Origin of the sequence: Kitasatospora nipponensis (assembly GCF_039528135.1) — a bacterium.
GTDB lineage: Bacteria > Actinomycetota > Actinomycetes > Streptomycetales > Streptomycetaceae > Kitasatospora > Kitasatospora nipponensis.
In genome coordinates, this window is sequence record NZ_BAAALF010000103.1 from 13,539 (window position 1) to 28,589 (window position 15,051).

The window sequence follows — 15,051 nt, forward strand, 5'->3', positions numbered from 1 at the left end:
TTAGCGAGTCAAGGCATGACCCCAGCTGGGGCAGCCGGCGTGCTGCGACCGATCGACATGGACGGCACCTGCCGCGCTGCCTGCCACGGGGAGGGGCGTCGAGCGGCTCAGCCGGGTGCCGCCCACCGTCGACCGCCGTGGCTCCGATGGCGGCGGCCGGGCGTCCAGGGCGACCCGTGGGCCCCGTTCGACGATCGTTCCGTCGGGGCGCGCACCGGGATCCGCCCGGTGCGGGTCGAGCGCGGCAGGGGCGTGGATCTGGTCCGACTTTCACCGGAGCGGTGTCGCCTCCGTGGTGCAGGCCCTATCTTTGCTTCACCATGCTGCGCCAACTCCCCTTGGAGGCAGGAGAGATGGCCTACTCGACAGCCCGCCTGATCGACATCGGCGGCGAACTGGTGCAGGCCCGGGCGGATGTGGGTGGTCTGCGGTTGAGATCGCTTGCCGGTCGGATATCACCCGCCAGGGAAGCGGCCGTACGGAACGCCGCCGCGCGGGCGAACGCGGCGATCGATCGGCTGCAGCAGGAGCTGGACTCGGCCGGCGACAATGCCACGAACCCGGGAATTGTGACCTTCTATCGTGAGCAGCTCTCTGCGGCCCGCGCCGAGGTGCCGCAGGCCCTGGGCGAGCTCGACGAAGCGTTGGGCCGTGCGGGGGAGGCCAGTGCGCAGTACGCGCTGGCCGCTTCCGCATGGCGCCAACTGGGTGACAGCACACAGGCGTTGCGCAGCGCCGAGGCCGCACGGCGTACCGCGCTCGCTCAGGACCGTGACCTCGACGCGGGCATCGCCCGGCTGCTGCTCGCCCTGGACGGCCTGCACGGCAACCGTGCGACCGAGGCACTCGAGCGGGCGACGGTGGAGCAGGAGCTCGCGGCGATGTACTTCAGAGGTGGGGACTCCCTGGAGTGCCTGCTCTTCCTGGACCGAGCGGAGGCCGACATCCCTTTGTTGCCCGCTGGGCACACCTCGCTCAAGTCGCTCGCGCAGGCCGTCGTGGAGAGCCGCCGGGCCGCCGGTACCGCCGACCCGGAACGCATGCAGGCATTTCAGACGGCCCACGGTTCGCTGTTGCTGAGGTGCGTGACCGCGCACCAGGCGCTGATGCTGCACCCCGATCGCGAACACCTGGACGCCTACCGGCGCGCCACCGCCACCGCCCGGCAGGAGTTCCGCGGGCTTCCGTGGCTGCGGATGCTGGGACCGCTGGGCCTGGGTGCGATCCCCGTGGCGCGCCAGGCTCTGGCATCCCTGGCCTCCTTCCAGAGGACGGCAGAGGCGGCGGCGCGGCTGAACGATCTGGACGGGCGACTCGCCCAGATGGGCGCCGATCTCGATCGGGTCCTCCAGGAGAGCCTGGAGGCACGGGATTTCGCCAGGTCCGCAGGCTCGGACGACCTCACTGCCATCGCCGAGCGGGTCGCCGCGGACGTCCTGCTGAAACTGGCCCGTCCCGAGCAGGCCCTGGAGGCGTGCCGGCGCGGTGAGGCTCTGCTGGGCCCCCACCGCCGTCCCGACGTGCGTGCCTCGCTGCTGCTGCGCGCCGCCCACTGCCTCCTGGCGCTGGGCGACCGTGAGGCGGCGTCGCGCACGGCGCAGCGGGGCATCAAGATCGTCGAGGACTTCCGGTACCGGGCCAGCGGCATGTACATCAGGGACGCGCAGCTCAGATCCTGGATCGGGCTGTACCGGTTGGCCGCCGACTGCGCCCTGGCCGTGGGCGAGGACGCGAGGTTCCTGCAGGTCGCGCTCTCCTCCAAGGCCAGGCGGTTGTCCTGGGGAACCGAGGGTTTCGATCCGGGCGTGGCGACGCGGCTGGCCGAACTCGGCGACCGCATCGACGCGGCGGCCGAGGCCGATCCGGACGAGCTGACCGATGCCAGGTCACAGCGCCGACTGGAGTGGGACCGGCTCCTTGCCCGCCACCGAGTCCCGCCCCCCGAAGTTCCCGGCGCCCGCGACCTGCAGCGCCAGCTCGCACCGGGCGAGGCGGCGCTGCTGCACTACTGGCTGGACGACAACCGGCTTGCGGTCGGCCTGCTCACCGGCGACGGCCTGGAGGTCGAGGTCCGCCGGCTGGACGCCGGGGGCAGGCAACAACTCGGCCTGGACATCCGGAACCTGCTGAACGGCGAGCACCGGGCGGAGGCCAAGGCGCGCTCGGTCCTCAGACGGCTGGGCGAGCGAACCGCGCTACTGCTCCCGAGCCGGCCGGAACGGCTGCTCACCCTCCATCGACTGTTCATCAGCACCCACGGCATCCTGCACGGCTTCCCACTGCACGCCCTGCCCCTGGGGGAGGGCACGCTCGGCGACGCCGTGGCCGTCAGCTATCTGCCGAACCTGGCTCAACTCGGTGACTCCGCAGTGCCTCCGCAGCCGAGGACGCTGCTCGCACACATCCCCCGGTTCCGCGCCGCCGACCGCCGCGCGCCGTTGGACACCCTCGGCGAGCCGCTGCGGCAGGTCGCGGAACTGCACGCCGCAGCCGACCGGACGGTGGTCACGCTGCCCGCCGACGTGGACCGCCGTCGCCTCAACGAGCTGCTGACGGCACCGGAGGCGGCGCGGTTCGGGCTGATCCAGATCGCCACCCACGGCCAGAGCGTCCTCGACGTCGGCGACTCGCCCATGGAGTCACGGCTGTGGCTCCACTCCTCGGAGGTGGACGGACTGGACATCGCCTCGTGGCGGCTGGACGGCTCGATCGTGGTGCTCACCGCCTGCTCCTCAGGCCAGCGAGCGCTGACGGGGCGGCATGAGGTGCAGGGCGAAGCCCCGGTTGCGGGGGACGAAGTCCTCGGTCTGCAGGCGGGGTTCTTCGCCGCGGGTGCCACCGCCGTGCTGGGCTGCCTGTGGCGGGTGGACGCCGAGGTCGCCGGCATCGTCACGGTCGCCCTTCACCGCCATCTGCTCGCCGGGCTGCCGCCGGACCGGGCTCTGCAGAAGGCCGTCGCCGACTACCGGGCGGGGGCCAGCGGCGTGATCGCGAGCAACCCCTACAAGTGGGCGCCGTTCTTCCTGAGCACCCGCTGTCGCCCCGTCCCCCTGCCCGCCGCCGAACCCCGAGCCCAGGAGGGCGCCCGATGACCGTGACCACCGAGGTGTGGACCCGCTGGGAGTTCGAGGACCGCGAGAGCGCGCGGATCGCCGTCGACACGCTGCGCGAGGAACTCGTGACGGTTACCGGGGTGGCCGAGGTCGACGTCGAAGTCGAGCCGCCGAGCATGGGTGCCATGGAGATCGTCGCGGTGGTGACGGCCGTGCTGGCCCTGCCCACCGTGCTGGACAACGCGGTGACCAGCACCGCTCACCTGGTGGAGACCATCAGGCGTCTCAAGTCCCGACTGACCGGCCTGCGGTCGGCGGCGATCGAGGGGGAGGACGGCGAGTTGCACGAGGTGGACGGCGGCTGACCGACCCGGTGGAGTGACCAACCGTTCGACGCGGCCTGAGCCGGCCGGCGAGTGCCGTCGTCGAGCCGGCCGCCCGGGAGTTCCCCGGCTTCGACGGCACCGTCATGGGGCGCTGCCGCTGAGCCGGGTGCGGAGACCGCCTCCGGCGCCCGGGTGCGGCCTCCAGCTCCCGCCGTCAGGGGCGGGTGAAGGTCAGGTGGGTGACCCCGCTGGGGCTGGTGAAGGACTCGATGCGGAAGCGCTCGTCGAGTCCTTCGAGGCCGTCCCAGAGCCGCTCGCCGCGTCCGAGGACGATCGGCACCACGACGACGTGCAGGTGGTCGATCAGGTCGGCGGCCAGGAAGTCGCGGATCGTGCTCGGCCCGCCACCGATCCGGACGTCCAGATCGCCGGCCGCCTCCCGGGCCTGGCGGAGCGCCTCCTGCGGGGTGGCGTCGGTGAAGTGGAACGTGGTGCCGCCCTCCATCACCACCGAGGGCCGCGGGTGGTGGGTCAGCACGAAGACGGGGGTGTGGAAGACCGGGTCCGGTCCCCACCAGCCGGTCCACTCCTCGTTCTCCCACGGGCCGCGCTGGGGGCCGAACTTGTTCCGCCCCATGATCTCGGCGCCGATGCCCTCGCTCCACGCCCGGGCCATCGCGTCGTCCACGCCGGTGTCACCGCCCTCCTTGCCGAGCATCCGGCGGAAGGTCCTGGTGCCGAAGAACCAGCTGTGGAGCCGGGTGCCGGCGTGGCCGAACGGGGCTTCCATGCTCTGTCCCTCGCCGGTCCCGTAGCCGTCGAGCGAGACCGAGAAGTTGTGGACGCGGACCAGGGACACGGGCGGACCTCCGGGTTCGGCTCTGCGGAGCGGGCGGGCCGTAGCGACTGCGGTCCGAGGCTATCGCGCGCCCGGCGGATCCGGCGGTGCAGGCGGCCATGGGGGTGATCCCCGGTTGTCCCGCTCCGGCTGCGTGCCGTCGCATCCTGCGTAGGGTGGGCGCTATGAGCGAGGAGCACGCATGGCAGGTCGCGGAGGATCCGGGTCTCACCGTCCAGCGGTCCTGTGAGCATCTGGGTCAGGCCCGCGAGGCCCACCAGGCCGCTTCGGCCGGGCGGCGCGGCTGCACCGACTGCCTGCGCATCGGCAGCACCTGGCTGCACCTGCGGGAGTGCCTGACCTGCGGCCATGTGGGCTGCTGCGACAGCTCGCCGAAGCAGCACGCGCACGCGCACGCCCACGCGCGCGGCGGCGGGCACGACCTCGCCCGATCGGTGGAACCCGGCGAGGACTGGGCCTGGTGCTACGCCGACGAGCTCTTCCTGCGTCCGGCCGACTGACCGCTCGGCCTGTTCCCCGCTCCGCCCGGCCCCCGGGCCCGGGTGGGATCTGACGATCCATTATAAAGGTTGACTCTCAGATAGTCTGAGAGGAAACTCTCACATCATGGACCCGGAGAATCCCAGCAACCTCCTCAACGATGTCGAGATCACCGATCCGCAGACCATGCGCGCGCTCGCGCACCCCGTGCGGCTGGCCATCCTCGAACAACTGCAGCGGCACGGCCCGGCGACGGCGACCCGGCTGGCGCCCGTCGTCGGGGCCACCCCGACGGTGACCAGCTGGCACCTGCGGCACCTGGCGGGCTTCGGCCTGGTGCGCGACGCCGAGCCCGGCCCCGACCGCCGCCAGCGGCGCTGGGAGGCGGTGGGACGCGGCTTCCGGTTCGAGGTCACCAACGACGGCGAGGCCGGATCCGCGGCCCAGGCGCTGGCCCAGCAGATGTTCCTGCGCTCCGGCGACCTGCCCGGGCGCTGGATCACCGAGGTCGGCCCCGGGCTCGAACCCGAGTGGCGCCGGCTCGGCGGTCTGGCCAACACCCGGCTGACCGTCTCCGCCGAGGAACTCGCCCGGATCGAGGAGGCGATCGAGCGCGTGCTCGCGCCGTACGTGAACCGCGAACCGGACGAGCGGCCGGCGGGCAGCCGCGGGGTGCGGCTGATGCGGTACGTCCTGCCGGAGGCCGCCGACGCCGATGCAGACGCCGCCGCTGGTACCGACGCCGCCGGCACCGACGCCGACGCTGCTCCCGACCAGCAGGGCGGGGGTGCCTCGTGAGTGCCTCGCTCTGGCGCGACCGGCCGTTCCTGCGCTTCTGGGCCGGCCAGTCGATCTCCCAGTTCGGCGACCGGATATCGGAGTTGGCGCTCCCGCTGACGGCCGTCGGCCTCCTGCACGCCTCCGCCGCCCAGGTGGCACTGCTGACCGCGCTGATCTGGACCCCGAACCTGCTGGCGATCCTGCTGGGCGCCTGGGTCGACCAACAGCGCCGCAAGCGCCGCCTGTTGGTCGTCGCGGACGTGGTCCGCGCGCTCGCGCTCGGCACGCTGCCGGTCGGCTACCTGCTCGGCACGGTGACGATCGCTCAGCTGTACGCCGTCGCCGTGGTGATCGGCGCCGCGGCGGTGCTCTTCAACTCCGCCTACTCGCCGTTCTTCGCCCACCTGGTGCCGCGCTCCTCCTACATCGACGCGAACAGCAAGCTCAGCGCCAGCCGTTCCGCCTCCTACGTGGTGGGCCCGGCGATCGGTGGCGTGCTGGTCCAACTCCTGGGCGCCCCGGTCGCGGTGCTGACCGACGCGCTCTCCTTCCTGGCCTCGGCGCTGCTGGTCGGCCGGCTGCCCATCAGTGAACCGCCGCTCGCCTCCGACGGCACGAAGCAGCCCGCGATGCTCGCCCGGGCCCGCCAGGGGCTGGCCTTCGTGGTCCGCCACCCGGTGCTGCGGGGCGCCCTGGGCTGCTGCACGACCGTGAACTTCTTCACCTTCGTGGCCGCCGGGCTGACCGTGCTCTTCGCCAGCCGCACCCTGGGACTGTCCGCGGGCGTCATCGGTCTGGCCCTGGGGGCCGGCGCCACCGGTGGCCTGCTCGGCGCGGTGCTCGCCCCGCGGGTGTCGCGGCGGCTGGGCGTGGGACGCACCATCGCGCTGGGCGCGGTGCTCTTCCCGGCGCCGATCGCGCTCATCGCCGCGGCCCAGGGCCCGCTCTGGGCCCGCGCCACCACCCTCGCGGTGGCCGAGTTCCTCGGCGGCGCGGGGGTGATGCTCTTCGACATCCACCTCAACTCGTTGCAGGCCTCGGTCATCCCGGACGGGATGCGGAGCCGGGTGTCCGGCGCGTTCAGCACCGTCAACTACGGCATCCGCCCGGCCGGCGCCCTGCTCGGAGGTCTGCTCGGCACCCTCGTGGGCATCCGCCCGGCGCTGCTGGTCGCGGCCGTGGGCGGGACGCTCTCGGTGCTCTGGCTGCTCGCCTCGCCGATCCCGCGGATCCGCTCGCTCGCCTCGGACGTCGTGGCGAGCGGGGACGGCCGGGACCGGCCGGAGACGAACGTGGCCGGGCAGCCGGCCCCCACCGCGCACTGATCGCGACACGACCGTCCCGTCCTGTCGATCCGGCGCCCCGCCGTTCGTGTAGAAGGTGGGAGACCGGCACGGTGCCGGCCGCCGACCGAGGAGGACACCATGAGGAACTACCTGCTCAGCGTGATGCAGCCCGAGGGGGAGGCCCCCGCGCCCGAGGCGCTGGCGGAGATCATGCGTGACCTGGAGGTCTTCCACCAGGAGCTGCGGGCCGCCGGCGCCTGGGTCTTCGCGGGCGGCCTGCACGCCCCGAGCACGGCGACCGTCGTGCGGCCCAAGGGCGGCGACGTGCTCGTCACCGACGGCCCGTACACCGAGGGCAAGGAGTACCTCGGCGGGATCTGCATCGTCCGGGCCCCGGACCTCGACGCCGCGCTGGAGTGGGGGCGCAGGGCGGCCCGGGCGAGCACCCTGCCGATCGAGGTGCGCCCCTTCCAGGGCGAGGCCGAGAGCTAGCGGCTGCGAGCGCGATGTCCGACCTGCCCGACACACCAGAGCCGCCCGGCCGTACTCCGCCCGGCCCGCCCGGCCCCGGCCTCCCACCCTCGCAGGCGGAGGTCGAGCGCGTCTTCCGCGCGGAGTACGGCCGGGCGGGGGGCGTCCTGGTCCGGCTCCTCGGCGACATCGACGCCGCCGAGGAGGCGGTCCAGGACGCGTTCACCGCCGCCGTGCAGCGCTGGCCGTCCAGTGGCCTGCCACCGAGCCCGGCCGGCTGGATCATCACGACCGCCCGCAACCGGGCCATCGACCGCCTGCGCCGGGAGGCCACCCGCGAGGAGCGGCACACCCAGGCGCTCCTGCTGCTGACCGCCGCCGACGAACCGGTCCAGGAGGGTGCCGTGCGCGACGACCGGCTGCGCCTGATCTTCACCTGCTGCCACCCCGCGCTCGCCGTGGAGGCCCAGGTCGCCCTGACGCTGCGGCTGTTGGGCGGGCTGACCACCGGGGAGATCGCCCGCGCCTTCCTGGTGACCGAGTCGACCATGGCCCAGCGGCTGGTCCGGGCCAAGGGCAAGATCCGCGACGCCGCGGTGCCCTACCGGGTCCCGGCCGAGGCGGACCTCCCGGAGCGGCTGCGGGCCGTGCTCGCCGTCGTGTACCTCGTCTTCGGCGAGGGTCACCGGGCGAGCGCGGGCGAGAGGCTGGTCCGCGCCGACCTCTGCGCGGAGGCGATCCGGCTCGGCCGGCTGCTGGTCGCCCTGCTGCCCGACGAGCCCGAAGCACGCGGCCTGCTGGCGCTGATGCTGCTGATCGAGTCGCGCCGGGCCGCCCGGGTCACCCCGGCCGGCGAGCTGGTCCTGCTCGCCGACCAGGACCGCGGCCGCTGGGACCGCGAGCTGATCGCCGAGGGGCAGGCCCTCGTGCGGCAGTGCCTGCGCCGCAACCAGCCGGGGCCGTACCAGGTCCAGGCGGCGATCAACGCGGTGCACAGCGACGCGCCGACCGCCTCGCGCACCGACTGGTGGCAGATCCTGCAGCTGTACGACCAGTTGCTCGCGCTCGCCCCGAGCCCGGTGGTGGCCCTCAACCGGGCGGTGGCCGTGGCGGAGGTGGCGGGCCCGCGGCAGGCCCTCGCCCTGGTCGACGACCTCGACCTCGACTCCTACTACCTGCTGCACGCCGTCCGCGCGGACCTGCTCCGGCGCCTGGACCGGCCGGCCGAGGCCCGGACGGCCTACGCGGCGGCGATCGCCCGCACCGACAACGAGGCCGAACGCGCCTTCCTGCGCCGCAGGTCGCGCGAGCTCGCACCGGACGGGTGACCAGCGATCAGGCCCGGCCGGCCGGGCCCGGTCCGGCCCGGTCCGGCCGGTAAGCGGGCTCGGCCGGCCGGCGGCTCAGGCCTCCGTCGGGTGGGAGGCCTGGAAGGCCAACCGGGCCGGGGCGTCGTCGCCCAGGCGGGTGAGCAGGTCGTCGAGGGCGAGGAACTCCTCCCAGCCGGGCCGGCCGCTCGCCGCGGCGAGCCGGGCGACCACGAGATCCTCCAGGGCGGCGATCCGCCGGCCCTTCCAGATGGTGTCGGCCAGGCTCACCAGGAGGTCGTTCAGACCGACTTCCGGCTTCTGCCAGCTCCCGTGGGTCCCCGCGAAGCGGGCCAGCTCCGCCGGTGTCCCGTGGGCCAGCAGGAGCGCGCGCCCGGCCTCCTCGTGGGCCGAGCCGGGGCCCTGGAGTTCGGCGGGGTGCAGGATCTTGCCGATGTCGTGGGTGGCCGCGCCGAAGAGGACGGCCGCGCGGTCCGGGGCGAGGGCCGGCCGGTGCCGCTCGGTCCAGTCCAGGAGCTGGGCGGCCACGTCGTGCACCGCGCGCAGGTGGGCGGCCAGCCGGGGCGGCGCGGCCAGGGCCTGCAGCAGGTCGACCGCTCGGGCGGGGAGCGGTCGCAGCGGGAGGTCGCCGGTGTCGTGCAGGGCGCGGAGCAGGCGCGGGGAGGCGGTCACCGGGGCAGCGTACGGGGGGCGGGCGCGGTGGCGGGAGGGTGTGGGGTCAGGTCAGGAACAGCGCGGCCAGGCGCGGCAGTCGGCGGCTCATCTCGGCGCTGTCGTCGAAGTCGAAGTCCCACCGCGGGTCCAGCGCGGGGTAGCGGACGGTGAAGGCGCCGGCGGGCAACTGCGCACCGGTGGCGGCCAGATGGGCGCGCCAGGCGATGCCGAGCGCGTCCTGGCACTCCAGTTCCGCGCCGTCGGCCGCCGCGGCCCGCACCACCGGCAGGTCGGCCAGCGAGTCCGGATCGGCCACCGCCCGTTCGGCGATCTCGCTGCCGCAGGTCAGCAGCCAGCCGCGGAAGTAGTCGAAACCGTCGTCGGAGCAGCCGCCGTTGACCAGGTAGCCGGCGGCCCAGAGCGGGCTGCGGTAGGAGTGCGTCAGCACGTCCCACAGGCGCTGCTGCGCCGCGACGATCGTGGCCGCCGGCCGCCCGGTGAGCAGTTCGACGGCCGCCTCCACCACCGCCTCCCCGTCCGCCGGATCCGGTACCAGGGCGCGGGCGTCCTCGATCAACTGCCAGAACTGCTCGATGTCCATGCCCGACTGCTCGCTCTCCATGGCGCGCAGTCTGCCACCGCGGTCCGACAGCACCGCCCGCTCGCCCGCTGTGCCGTCCGTCCGCCGCTCCACCGCCCGCTGTGCCGCCGGGCAGCGAAATCCGCTTGCCCGGCCCGCGAGCGGACCAGCACCATGACCCGCATGACCACCGCCCCCCGCCTCGCCCGCCGCCCCGCCTCGCCCTCGCCGGCCGACGGTGCGCGCCGACAGCGGACCGGCCCGATGCCAGGACGGACCGTGCCGGCCGCGCCATGAGGGCGGCCCTGCTCGCGGGCGTGCTGGCCGGTTACGGGATCGCGGTGCCGGTCGGCGCCGTCGGGGGCCTGCTGGTCGCCCTGACGGCCCGGAGCTCGTGGAGGGTCGCCGCGGCCGCCGCGCTCGGCGTGGCGACGGCCGACGGGCTCTACGCCGTCGCGGCCGTCCTGGGCGGCACGAGCGCCGCCCGGCTGCTCGCCCCGGCCTCGACCGTCCTGCACTGGACGGCCTTCACGGTGGTGACCGGCCTGGCGCTGCGCACCGCCCAGCAGGCGCTGCGCATCCACCGCGAGCGCCGTCCCCACCCGGCCCCGGCCCCGGCCGCAGGACCGCCCGCCACCGGACCGACCCCCGCCACCGCCGGCCTGGCCGCCTCGCCCCGGCGCGCCTACCTCGGCCTGCTCGGGCTGACCCTGCTCAACCCGGCGACGATCGTCTACTTCGCCGCCCTGGTCCTCGGCGGCCAGGCCCGCAGCGGCCCCGGCCCCCTGGCCGCACTCGCCTTCTGCACGGCCGCGGTCGCCGCCTCGGCGAGCTGGCAGCTGCTGCTGGCGGCCGGTGGCGCGGTCCTCGGCCGGATCCTCACCGGCCCCGGTGGCCGGCTCGGCACGGCGCTGGCCTCCAGCACCCTGATCGCCGTCCTCGCCGTGCGGCTGGTGCTCTGAGCCCGGCCCGCGAGCACCGCGGCCCGGGGGAGTCCCTTCCGGGGCCGTGACGCGAGCCGCCCGCCCGCGTGGGGGTGCGGGCGGGCGGCGGTCCGGTGGGGGCGGGGCGTCAGGCGGCGCTGTCCGTCATCGCGGCGGCCAGGCGCAGGTGGGAGCGGGCCTCGGCCGGGCGGCCCTGGCGCTGCAGGGTGCGGCCGAGCATCAGGTGGGCGTAGTCCTCGGCGGGGTCCTGCGCCAGGATCCGGTGCAGCTCGGCGGCGGCACGGTTCAGCTGGGCGGAGTGGTAGTAGCTGCGCGCGAGCAGCAGGCGGGCGGCGAGGTTGCCCGGCTCCGCGGCGACCAGCGGGGCCAGGATCAGCGCGGCGTCCGCGTACGCGGAGGAGTCGAAGAACAGCTGCGCCCGGGCGTACTCCTCGGCCGAGGTGTCGGCGGAGGTGTCACGGGTGGGGTCGGCTGCGGTGAAGGGCGTCACGAGGGGTGCTCCTTTCTTCGTGGTGCCGACCAGGACAACAACACGTGAAGATTCAACTATTCCGTCGCCACTATTCCGCTTCAGCATGTCCCTGTCCAGCGTTTTCGGAACCGTTGCCTAACTGTTGTGCACATGTCGGATCGGTGGGGCACGCACGGGTTCCCCGAAGGGGCCTCCGTCATCCACTGGCGCCTGTACCTACTGGTATGTACAGTGAGCTCGCGGCGCACCGCACCGGCGGGGCGGACCCAGCGGACCGAGGGGGGAACGGGGACATGCAGGCGATGCAGTACGAGATCACGCTGCCGGCCGACTACGACATGGGGATCATCCGCCGACGGGTGGCCGACCGGGGGCACCTGCTCGACACCTTCCCCGGGCTGGGTGCCAAGGCCTACCTGATCCGTGAGCGCGGCGCGGCCGGCTCGCCGGTCAACCAGTACGCGCCGTGCTACCTCTGGCGCACCGCGGAGGGGATGAACGGCTTCCTGTGGGGCGCGGGCTTCCGCGGGCTCAGCGAGGACTTCGGGCGTCCGGAGGTCCGCTCCTGGCTGGGCCTGGAGCTCCGGGACGGTCCCGCGCACGCCGCCGACGGGTCCGCCGACGTGGTGCGCGCCGCCACCCGGCGGCTGACGCCGGTGCCGCCGGGGCAGGACCCGGCCGAGGCGATCGAGCGCGCGCGGGCCGCGCTGCCGGCCGCGCGTGCGGGCGTGCACAGCACCGCGCTGGCCGTCGACACCGCCCGCTGGGAGCTGCTGACCTTCACCCTCTGGGCCGACCCGGCCGCACCGCTGCCCGAGGACGGGGACCGCTACGAGGTACTGCACCTCAGCACGCCCGAGCTGGCGCAGCTGCCCCGCGGCCGGCACTGGTGACGTCGCGCCGGCCCGGCGCCCCGACAGCGAGTTCCGACACCGTCAACCCCGCGAGAGGGAGAACCATGACCACGCCCACCACGCCCACCACACCCACGACGCCCGCGACCGCCGCCGCCCCGCCGGCGGGGCTGACCGAGGCGGTGCTGGACCGCGCGGCCGGCCACCGCCTGCTGGACGAGCTGCAGGACCGGCCGACCCGGGAGGCGACCCTGCCCGGCCTGGAGCGGATCGCCCCGGGCTTCCCGGACTGGATCGTCACCAGCCTCTTCGGCGGCACCTACCAGCGCCCGGGCCTGGACCTGCGCGACCGCCAACTGCTCAACCTGGCCACGCTCGGCACGCTCGGCGGCGTGGACCCGCAGCTGACCGGGCACATCCGCAGCAGCCTGCGGGTCGGGCTGACCCGCGAGCAGATCGTCGAGGTCTTCGTCCACCTCGCGCCCTACATCGGTACGCCGAAGGCGCTGGCCGCCCTGCGGGTGGTGGCGGCGACCTTCCAGGCGCTCGACGAGCAGGACGAGGCCGCCCGATGAGCCTGATCCGCACGGTGCTCGGCGACCTCGACCCGGCCGAGCTGGGCGTCACGGACGCGCACGACCACCTCTTCCTGCGCAGCGCCCTGCTGCCCGGCCAGGAGTTGGACGATCCGGCGGCGGCCGCCGCCGAGCTGGCGGTGTTCCGCGCGGCGGGCGGGCAGGCGCTGGTCCAGTGGACCCCGTACGGGCTGGGCCGGCGCGCCGCCGCCCTGCCGGGGCTGTCGCGGGCCGGCGGCGTCCACCTGGTGGCCGCCACCGGCCTGCACCAGGCCGCGCACTACGGCGCGGCCGCGCTGCCCGACGACCTCGCCGCCCTCTTCGTGGCCGAGCTGACCGAGGGGATCCAGGGCGCCGACCCGGCGCCGTCCTCGTCCCCGGCGGTCGCCCCCCGGGCCGGGCTGATCAAGGTGGCCGGCGGTTACCACGGCCTGGACGCGCACGCCCGCCGCACCATGGCGGCCGCCGCCGAGGCGCACCACGCCACCGGCGCGCCGATCGCCGTCCACCACGAGCTGGGCACCGCCGCGCGCGACGTGCTGGACCTGCTCTGCGGGCGGCTCGGCGTCGCCCCGCGCAGCCTGCTGCTCGGCCACCTCAACCGCTTCCCGGACCCCCGCCTGCACCGCGAACTCGCCGAGTCCGGCGCGTACCTGGTCTTCGACGGGCCGTCACGGGCCAACCACGCCACCGACTGGCGCCTGCTGGACACCCTGGCGGCGCTGGCCGGGGACGGCCACGGCGAGCGCCTGCTGCTGGGCGGCGACACCACCACCGCCGGTGCCCGCGCGGCCGCCGGCGGTCCGGGCGTCCCCTTCCTGCTGACCGGCCTGCGCCCGCGCCTGCTGCGCGAACTCGGCCCGGACCAGACCGATCTGATCCTGCGTCAGAACCCCTCCCGGGCCTTCGCCGTGGAGTGGCCCTAGAACCCGGCGGCTCGCAACGGATCGTCACATGTGGGTGCCGCCGTCGATCCGGATCTCGGTGCCGGTGACGAAGGCGCCGTCCTCGCTGGCCAGCATCGCGATCACGCCGGCCACCGTCTGCGGCCCGGCGAAGCCCTGGCCGAGGGCGGGGGCGAGCTTGGCGAGCAGGCCGAAGTCGGCATCGGCGGGCAGGCCGGGGTTGTTGGTCATGCCGCTGTCGATGCTGCCGGGTGCCACGCAGACCGCGCGCAGGCCCTGCTTGGAGTACTCCTGCGCGATGGCGTGCGTGAAGGACTGGATGCCGCCCTTGGTCGCGGCGTAGGCGGCCATGTAGGGGTGCGCGAAACTCGCCGAGGTGGAGCTGAAGTTGACCACCACGCCGGAGCCGGTGGCGAGCAGCGCGGGCAGTGCCTCGCGGGTCATCAGGAAGGTGCCGGTGAGGTTGACCCGCAGCAGCAGGTTCCAGAACTCCAGGCTGGTCTCGTGGGTGTGCGAGGAGCGCAGGATGCCGGCGGCGTTGACCAGGACGTCCAGCCCGCCGAGCGCCTGGACGGCGGCGGCCACCCCGGCGCGGACCGCGTCCTCGTCGGAGACGTCCAGCACGGTGGTGGTCAGCCGCTCCGCGGTGCCCTCGGCGTCGGCCTGCTCGGCGGTGCCCGCCAGGCCCTCGGCGTTGACGTCGGCCGCGACGACCAGGCCGCCCTCGGCGAGGATCCGGTGCACGGTGGCCCGGCCGATGCCCGAGCCGCCGCCGGTGATCAGGACCCGGCGTCCGGTGAAGCGCTGCATGGTGGAGCTCCGTTCGTCTGTGCCGCGCTCCACCGCGGTGCGGAGCGCGCCGTCCACGGTACGCCTGGATGGCACGTTGTGCCACTCTGGCTGAGAGTGCCAATGGGACTGGGTGTGACAAGACGGCAGGAAGCGCCGACCGGGCAGGGGGTGGCGTAGCGTGGACGGCATGACCGACCGCCCCTCGCTGACCGACCGCCGCCGGGCCGAGACCCAGCTGGAGATCGCCACCACGGCCGCCGCGCTCTTCGCCGAACACGGCGCGGAGGCCACCACCGCCGAGGACATCGCCCGCGCCAGCGGCGTCGCGCTGCGGACCTTCTACCGGTACTTCCGAACCAAGGAGGAGGCCGTCACCCCGCTGCTCGCGGCCGGCGGGCAGCGCTGGGTGGCGTTGACGGCGGCCGGGCCGGCGGGCCTGCCGGTGCCGCAGGTCCTGGAGCGGGCGGCCCGGGAGGCGCTCACGCCGGCCGACGCCGAGACGGGCGAGGGGCTGCGCTGGACCCGCGCCCTGCTCAACGACCCGGGCCTGCGCAGGGTCTGGCAGGCGGTGCACCAGGACTCCGAGGACGCGCTGGTCGAGGTGCTGGCCCGGCGCTGCGGGCCGGCGGCCGACCCGCTGGAGGTGCGGCTCGCCGCGGGCGGCGGCGCGGCCGCCCACCCGGGCGCGCGGG

Annotated in this window: 17 protein-coding genes; 12 read left to right on the plus strand and 5 right to left on the minus strand. The window is 74.7% G+C overall.

The genetic code is table 11. The features are described from left to right. The first annotated feature begins 353 nt into the window (after positions 1-353). Both ABD323_RS25010 and ABD323_RS25015 read left to right on the plus strand, forming a co-directional pair. Positions 354-3,092, plus strand: a complete 2,739-nt coding sequence (locus ABD323_RS25010) for a CHAT domain-containing protein (RefSeq protein ID WP_344444189.1) — start codon at positions 354-356, stop codon at positions 3,090-3,092. Then, positions 3,089-3,418, plus strand: coding sequence for a hypothetical protein (locus tag ABD323_RS25015; protein WP_344444190.1), 330 nt, complete (start codon positions 3,089-3,091; stop codon positions 3,416-3,418). Before ABD323_RS25010 ends, ABD323_RS25015 begins: the two co-directional genes overlap by 4 nt. A 175-nt stretch (positions 3,419-3,593) precedes the next feature. Here the strand turns inward: ABD323_RS25015 and ABD323_RS25020 are convergent, their stop codons facing one another. Further along, complete coding sequence (locus ABD323_RS25020) at positions 3,594-4,238, minus strand: dihydrofolate reductase family protein (protein ID WP_344444191.1); 645 nt, start codon at positions 4,236-4,238, stop codon at positions 3,594-3,596. A gap of 164 nt (positions 4,239-4,402) precedes the next feature. On the opposite strand from ABD323_RS25020, the gene ABD323_RS25025 reads away from it, so the two are divergent. The 5 genes from ABD323_RS25025 to ABD323_RS25045 all read left to right on the plus strand — a co-directional run bounded on the left by ABD323_RS25025 (position 4,403) and on the right by ABD323_RS25045 (position 8,583). After that, on the plus strand, positions 4,403-4,738 hold the full coding sequence (locus tag ABD323_RS25025) for a UBP-type zinc finger domain-containing protein (protein WP_344444192.1): 336 nt from the start codon (positions 4,403-4,405) through the stop codon (positions 4,736-4,738). A 106-nt stretch (positions 4,739-4,844) separates the two neighbouring features. Next, positions 4,845-5,516 (plus strand): ArsR/SmtB family transcription factor, encoded by a 672-nt coding sequence (locus ABD323_RS25030; protein WP_344444193.1) that lies wholly within the window; start codon positions 4,845-4,847, stop codon positions 5,514-5,516. Beyond that, positions 5,513-6,823: an MFS transporter gene (locus ABD323_RS25035; RefSeq protein WP_344444194.1), complete on the plus strand. Its 1,311-nt coding sequence runs from the start codon at positions 5,513-5,515 to the stop codon at positions 6,821-6,823. The genes ABD323_RS25030 and ABD323_RS25035 overlap by 4 nt, the downstream gene beginning before the upstream one ends. 99 nt (positions 6,824-6,922) lie before the next feature. After that, positions 6,923-7,276, plus strand: a complete 354-nt coding sequence (locus ABD323_RS25040) for a YciI family protein (protein WP_344444195.1) — start codon at positions 6,923-6,925, stop codon at positions 7,274-7,276. Positions 7,277-7,290: 14 nt separating this feature from the next. Beyond that, complete coding sequence (locus tag ABD323_RS25045) at positions 7,291-8,583, plus strand: RNA polymerase sigma factor (RefSeq protein ID WP_344444196.1); 1,293 nt, start codon at positions 7,291-7,293, stop codon at positions 8,581-8,583. 75 nt (positions 8,584-8,658) lie between these two features. Here the strand turns inward: ABD323_RS25045 and ABD323_RS25050 are convergent, their stop codons facing one another. Continuing rightward, positions 8,659-9,255, minus strand: a complete 597-nt coding sequence (locus ABD323_RS25050) for an HD domain-containing protein (RefSeq protein WP_344444197.1) — start codon at positions 9,253-9,255, stop codon at positions 8,659-8,661. A 46-nt stretch (positions 9,256-9,301) separates the two neighbouring features. After that, a complete protein-coding gene (locus ABD323_RS25055; RefSeq protein WP_344444206.1) occupies positions 9,302-9,838 on the minus strand; it encodes a DUF4240 domain-containing protein in 537 nt (178 codons plus the stop codon). 272 nt (positions 9,839-10,110) lie between these two features. On the opposite strand from ABD323_RS25055, the gene ABD323_RS25060 reads away from it, so the two are divergent. Next, complete coding sequence (locus tag ABD323_RS25060; protein WP_344444198.1) at positions 10,111-10,779, plus strand: LysE family transporter; 669 nt, start codon at positions 10,111-10,113, stop codon at positions 10,777-10,779. Between the two features lie 109 nt (positions 10,780-10,888). On the opposite strand, the gene ABD323_RS25065 is transcribed toward ABD323_RS25060, so the two are convergent. Beyond that, complete coding sequence (locus ABD323_RS25065; protein WP_344444199.1) at positions 10,889-11,251, minus strand: tetratricopeptide repeat protein; 363 nt, start codon at positions 11,249-11,251, stop codon at positions 10,889-10,891. 275 nt (positions 11,252-11,526) lie between these two features. Between ABD323_RS25065 and ABD323_RS25070 the strand changes: the two genes are divergently transcribed. The 3 genes from ABD323_RS25070 to ABD323_RS25080 all read left to right on the plus strand — a co-directional run bounded on the left by ABD323_RS25070 (position 11,527) and on the right by ABD323_RS25080 (position 13,588). After that, positions 11,527-12,126 (plus strand): DUF4865 family protein, encoded by a 600-nt coding sequence (locus tag ABD323_RS25070; protein ID WP_344444200.1) that lies wholly within the window; start codon positions 11,527-11,529, stop codon positions 12,124-12,126. 65 nt (positions 12,127-12,191) lie between these two features. Further along, positions 12,192-12,662, plus strand: coding sequence for a carboxymuconolactone decarboxylase family protein (locus ABD323_RS25075; RefSeq protein ID WP_344444201.1), 471 nt, complete (start codon positions 12,192-12,194; stop codon positions 12,660-12,662). Next, positions 12,659-13,588: a phosphotriesterase family protein gene (locus ABD323_RS25080; RefSeq protein WP_344444202.1), complete on the plus strand. Its 930-nt coding sequence runs from the start codon at positions 12,659-12,661 to the stop codon at positions 13,586-13,588. The genes ABD323_RS25075 and ABD323_RS25080 overlap by 4 nt, the downstream gene beginning before the upstream one ends. 24 nt (positions 13,589-13,612) lie before the next feature. Here the strand turns inward: ABD323_RS25080 and ABD323_RS25085 are convergent, their stop codons facing one another. Beyond that, a complete protein-coding gene (locus ABD323_RS25085) occupies positions 13,613-14,377 on the minus strand; it encodes an SDR family NAD(P)-dependent oxidoreductase (RefSeq protein ID WP_344444207.1) in 765 nt (254 codons plus the stop codon). 169 nt (positions 14,378-14,546) lie between these two features. Here ABD323_RS25085 and ABD323_RS25090 point away from each other — a divergent pair. Then, positions 14,547-15,051, plus strand: a 505-nt coding sequence (locus ABD323_RS25090; protein WP_344444203.1) for a TetR family transcriptional regulator, incomplete at its 3' end; no start/stop codon positions are given.

Bases quoted from the DNA above. Each gene is read 5' to 3' on its own strand.
- ABD323_RS25010 (WP_344444189.1), top strand. From the start codon at position 354: ATGGCCTACTCGACAGCCCGCCTGATCGACATCGGCGGCGAACTGGTG.
- ABD323_RS25015 (WP_344444190.1), top strand. From the start codon at position 3,089: ATGACCGTGACCACCGAGGTGTGGACCCGCTGGGAGTTCGAGGACCGC.
- ABD323_RS25025 (WP_344444192.1), top strand. From the start codon at position 4,403: ATGAGCGAGGAGCACGCATGGCAGGTCGCGGAGGATCCGGGTCTCACC.
- ABD323_RS25030 (WP_344444193.1), top strand. From the start codon at position 4,845: ATGGACCCGGAGAATCCCAGCAACCTCCTCAACGATGTCGAGATCACC.
- ABD323_RS25040 (WP_344444195.1), top strand. From the start codon at position 6,923: ATGAGGAACTACCTGCTCAGCGTGATGCAGCCCGAGGGGGAGGCCCCC.
- ABD323_RS25045 (WP_344444196.1), top strand. From the start codon at position 7,291: ATGTCCGACCTGCCCGACACACCAGAGCCGCCCGGCCGTACTCCGCCC.
- ABD323_RS25055 (WP_344444206.1), bottom strand. From the start codon at position 9,838: ATGGACATCGAGCAGTTCTGGCAGTTGATCGAGGACGCCCGCGCCCTG.
- ABD323_RS25060 (WP_344444198.1), top strand. From the start codon at position 10,111: ATGAGGGCGGCCCTGCTCGCGGGCGTGCTGGCCGGTTACGGGATCGCG.
- ABD323_RS25070 (WP_344444200.1), top strand. From the start codon at position 11,527: ATGCAGGCGATGCAGTACGAGATCACGCTGCCGGCCGACTACGACATG.
- ABD323_RS25075 (WP_344444201.1), top strand. From the start codon at position 12,192: ATGACCACGCCCACCACGCCCACCACACCCACGACGCCCGCGACCGCC.
- ABD323_RS25080 (WP_344444202.1), top strand. From the start codon at position 12,659: ATGAGCCTGATCCGCACGGTGCTCGGCGACCTCGACCCGGCCGAGCTG.
- ABD323_RS25085 (WP_344444207.1), bottom strand. From the start codon at position 14,377: ATGCAGCGCTTCACCGGACGCCGGGTCCTGATCACCGGCGGCGGCTCG.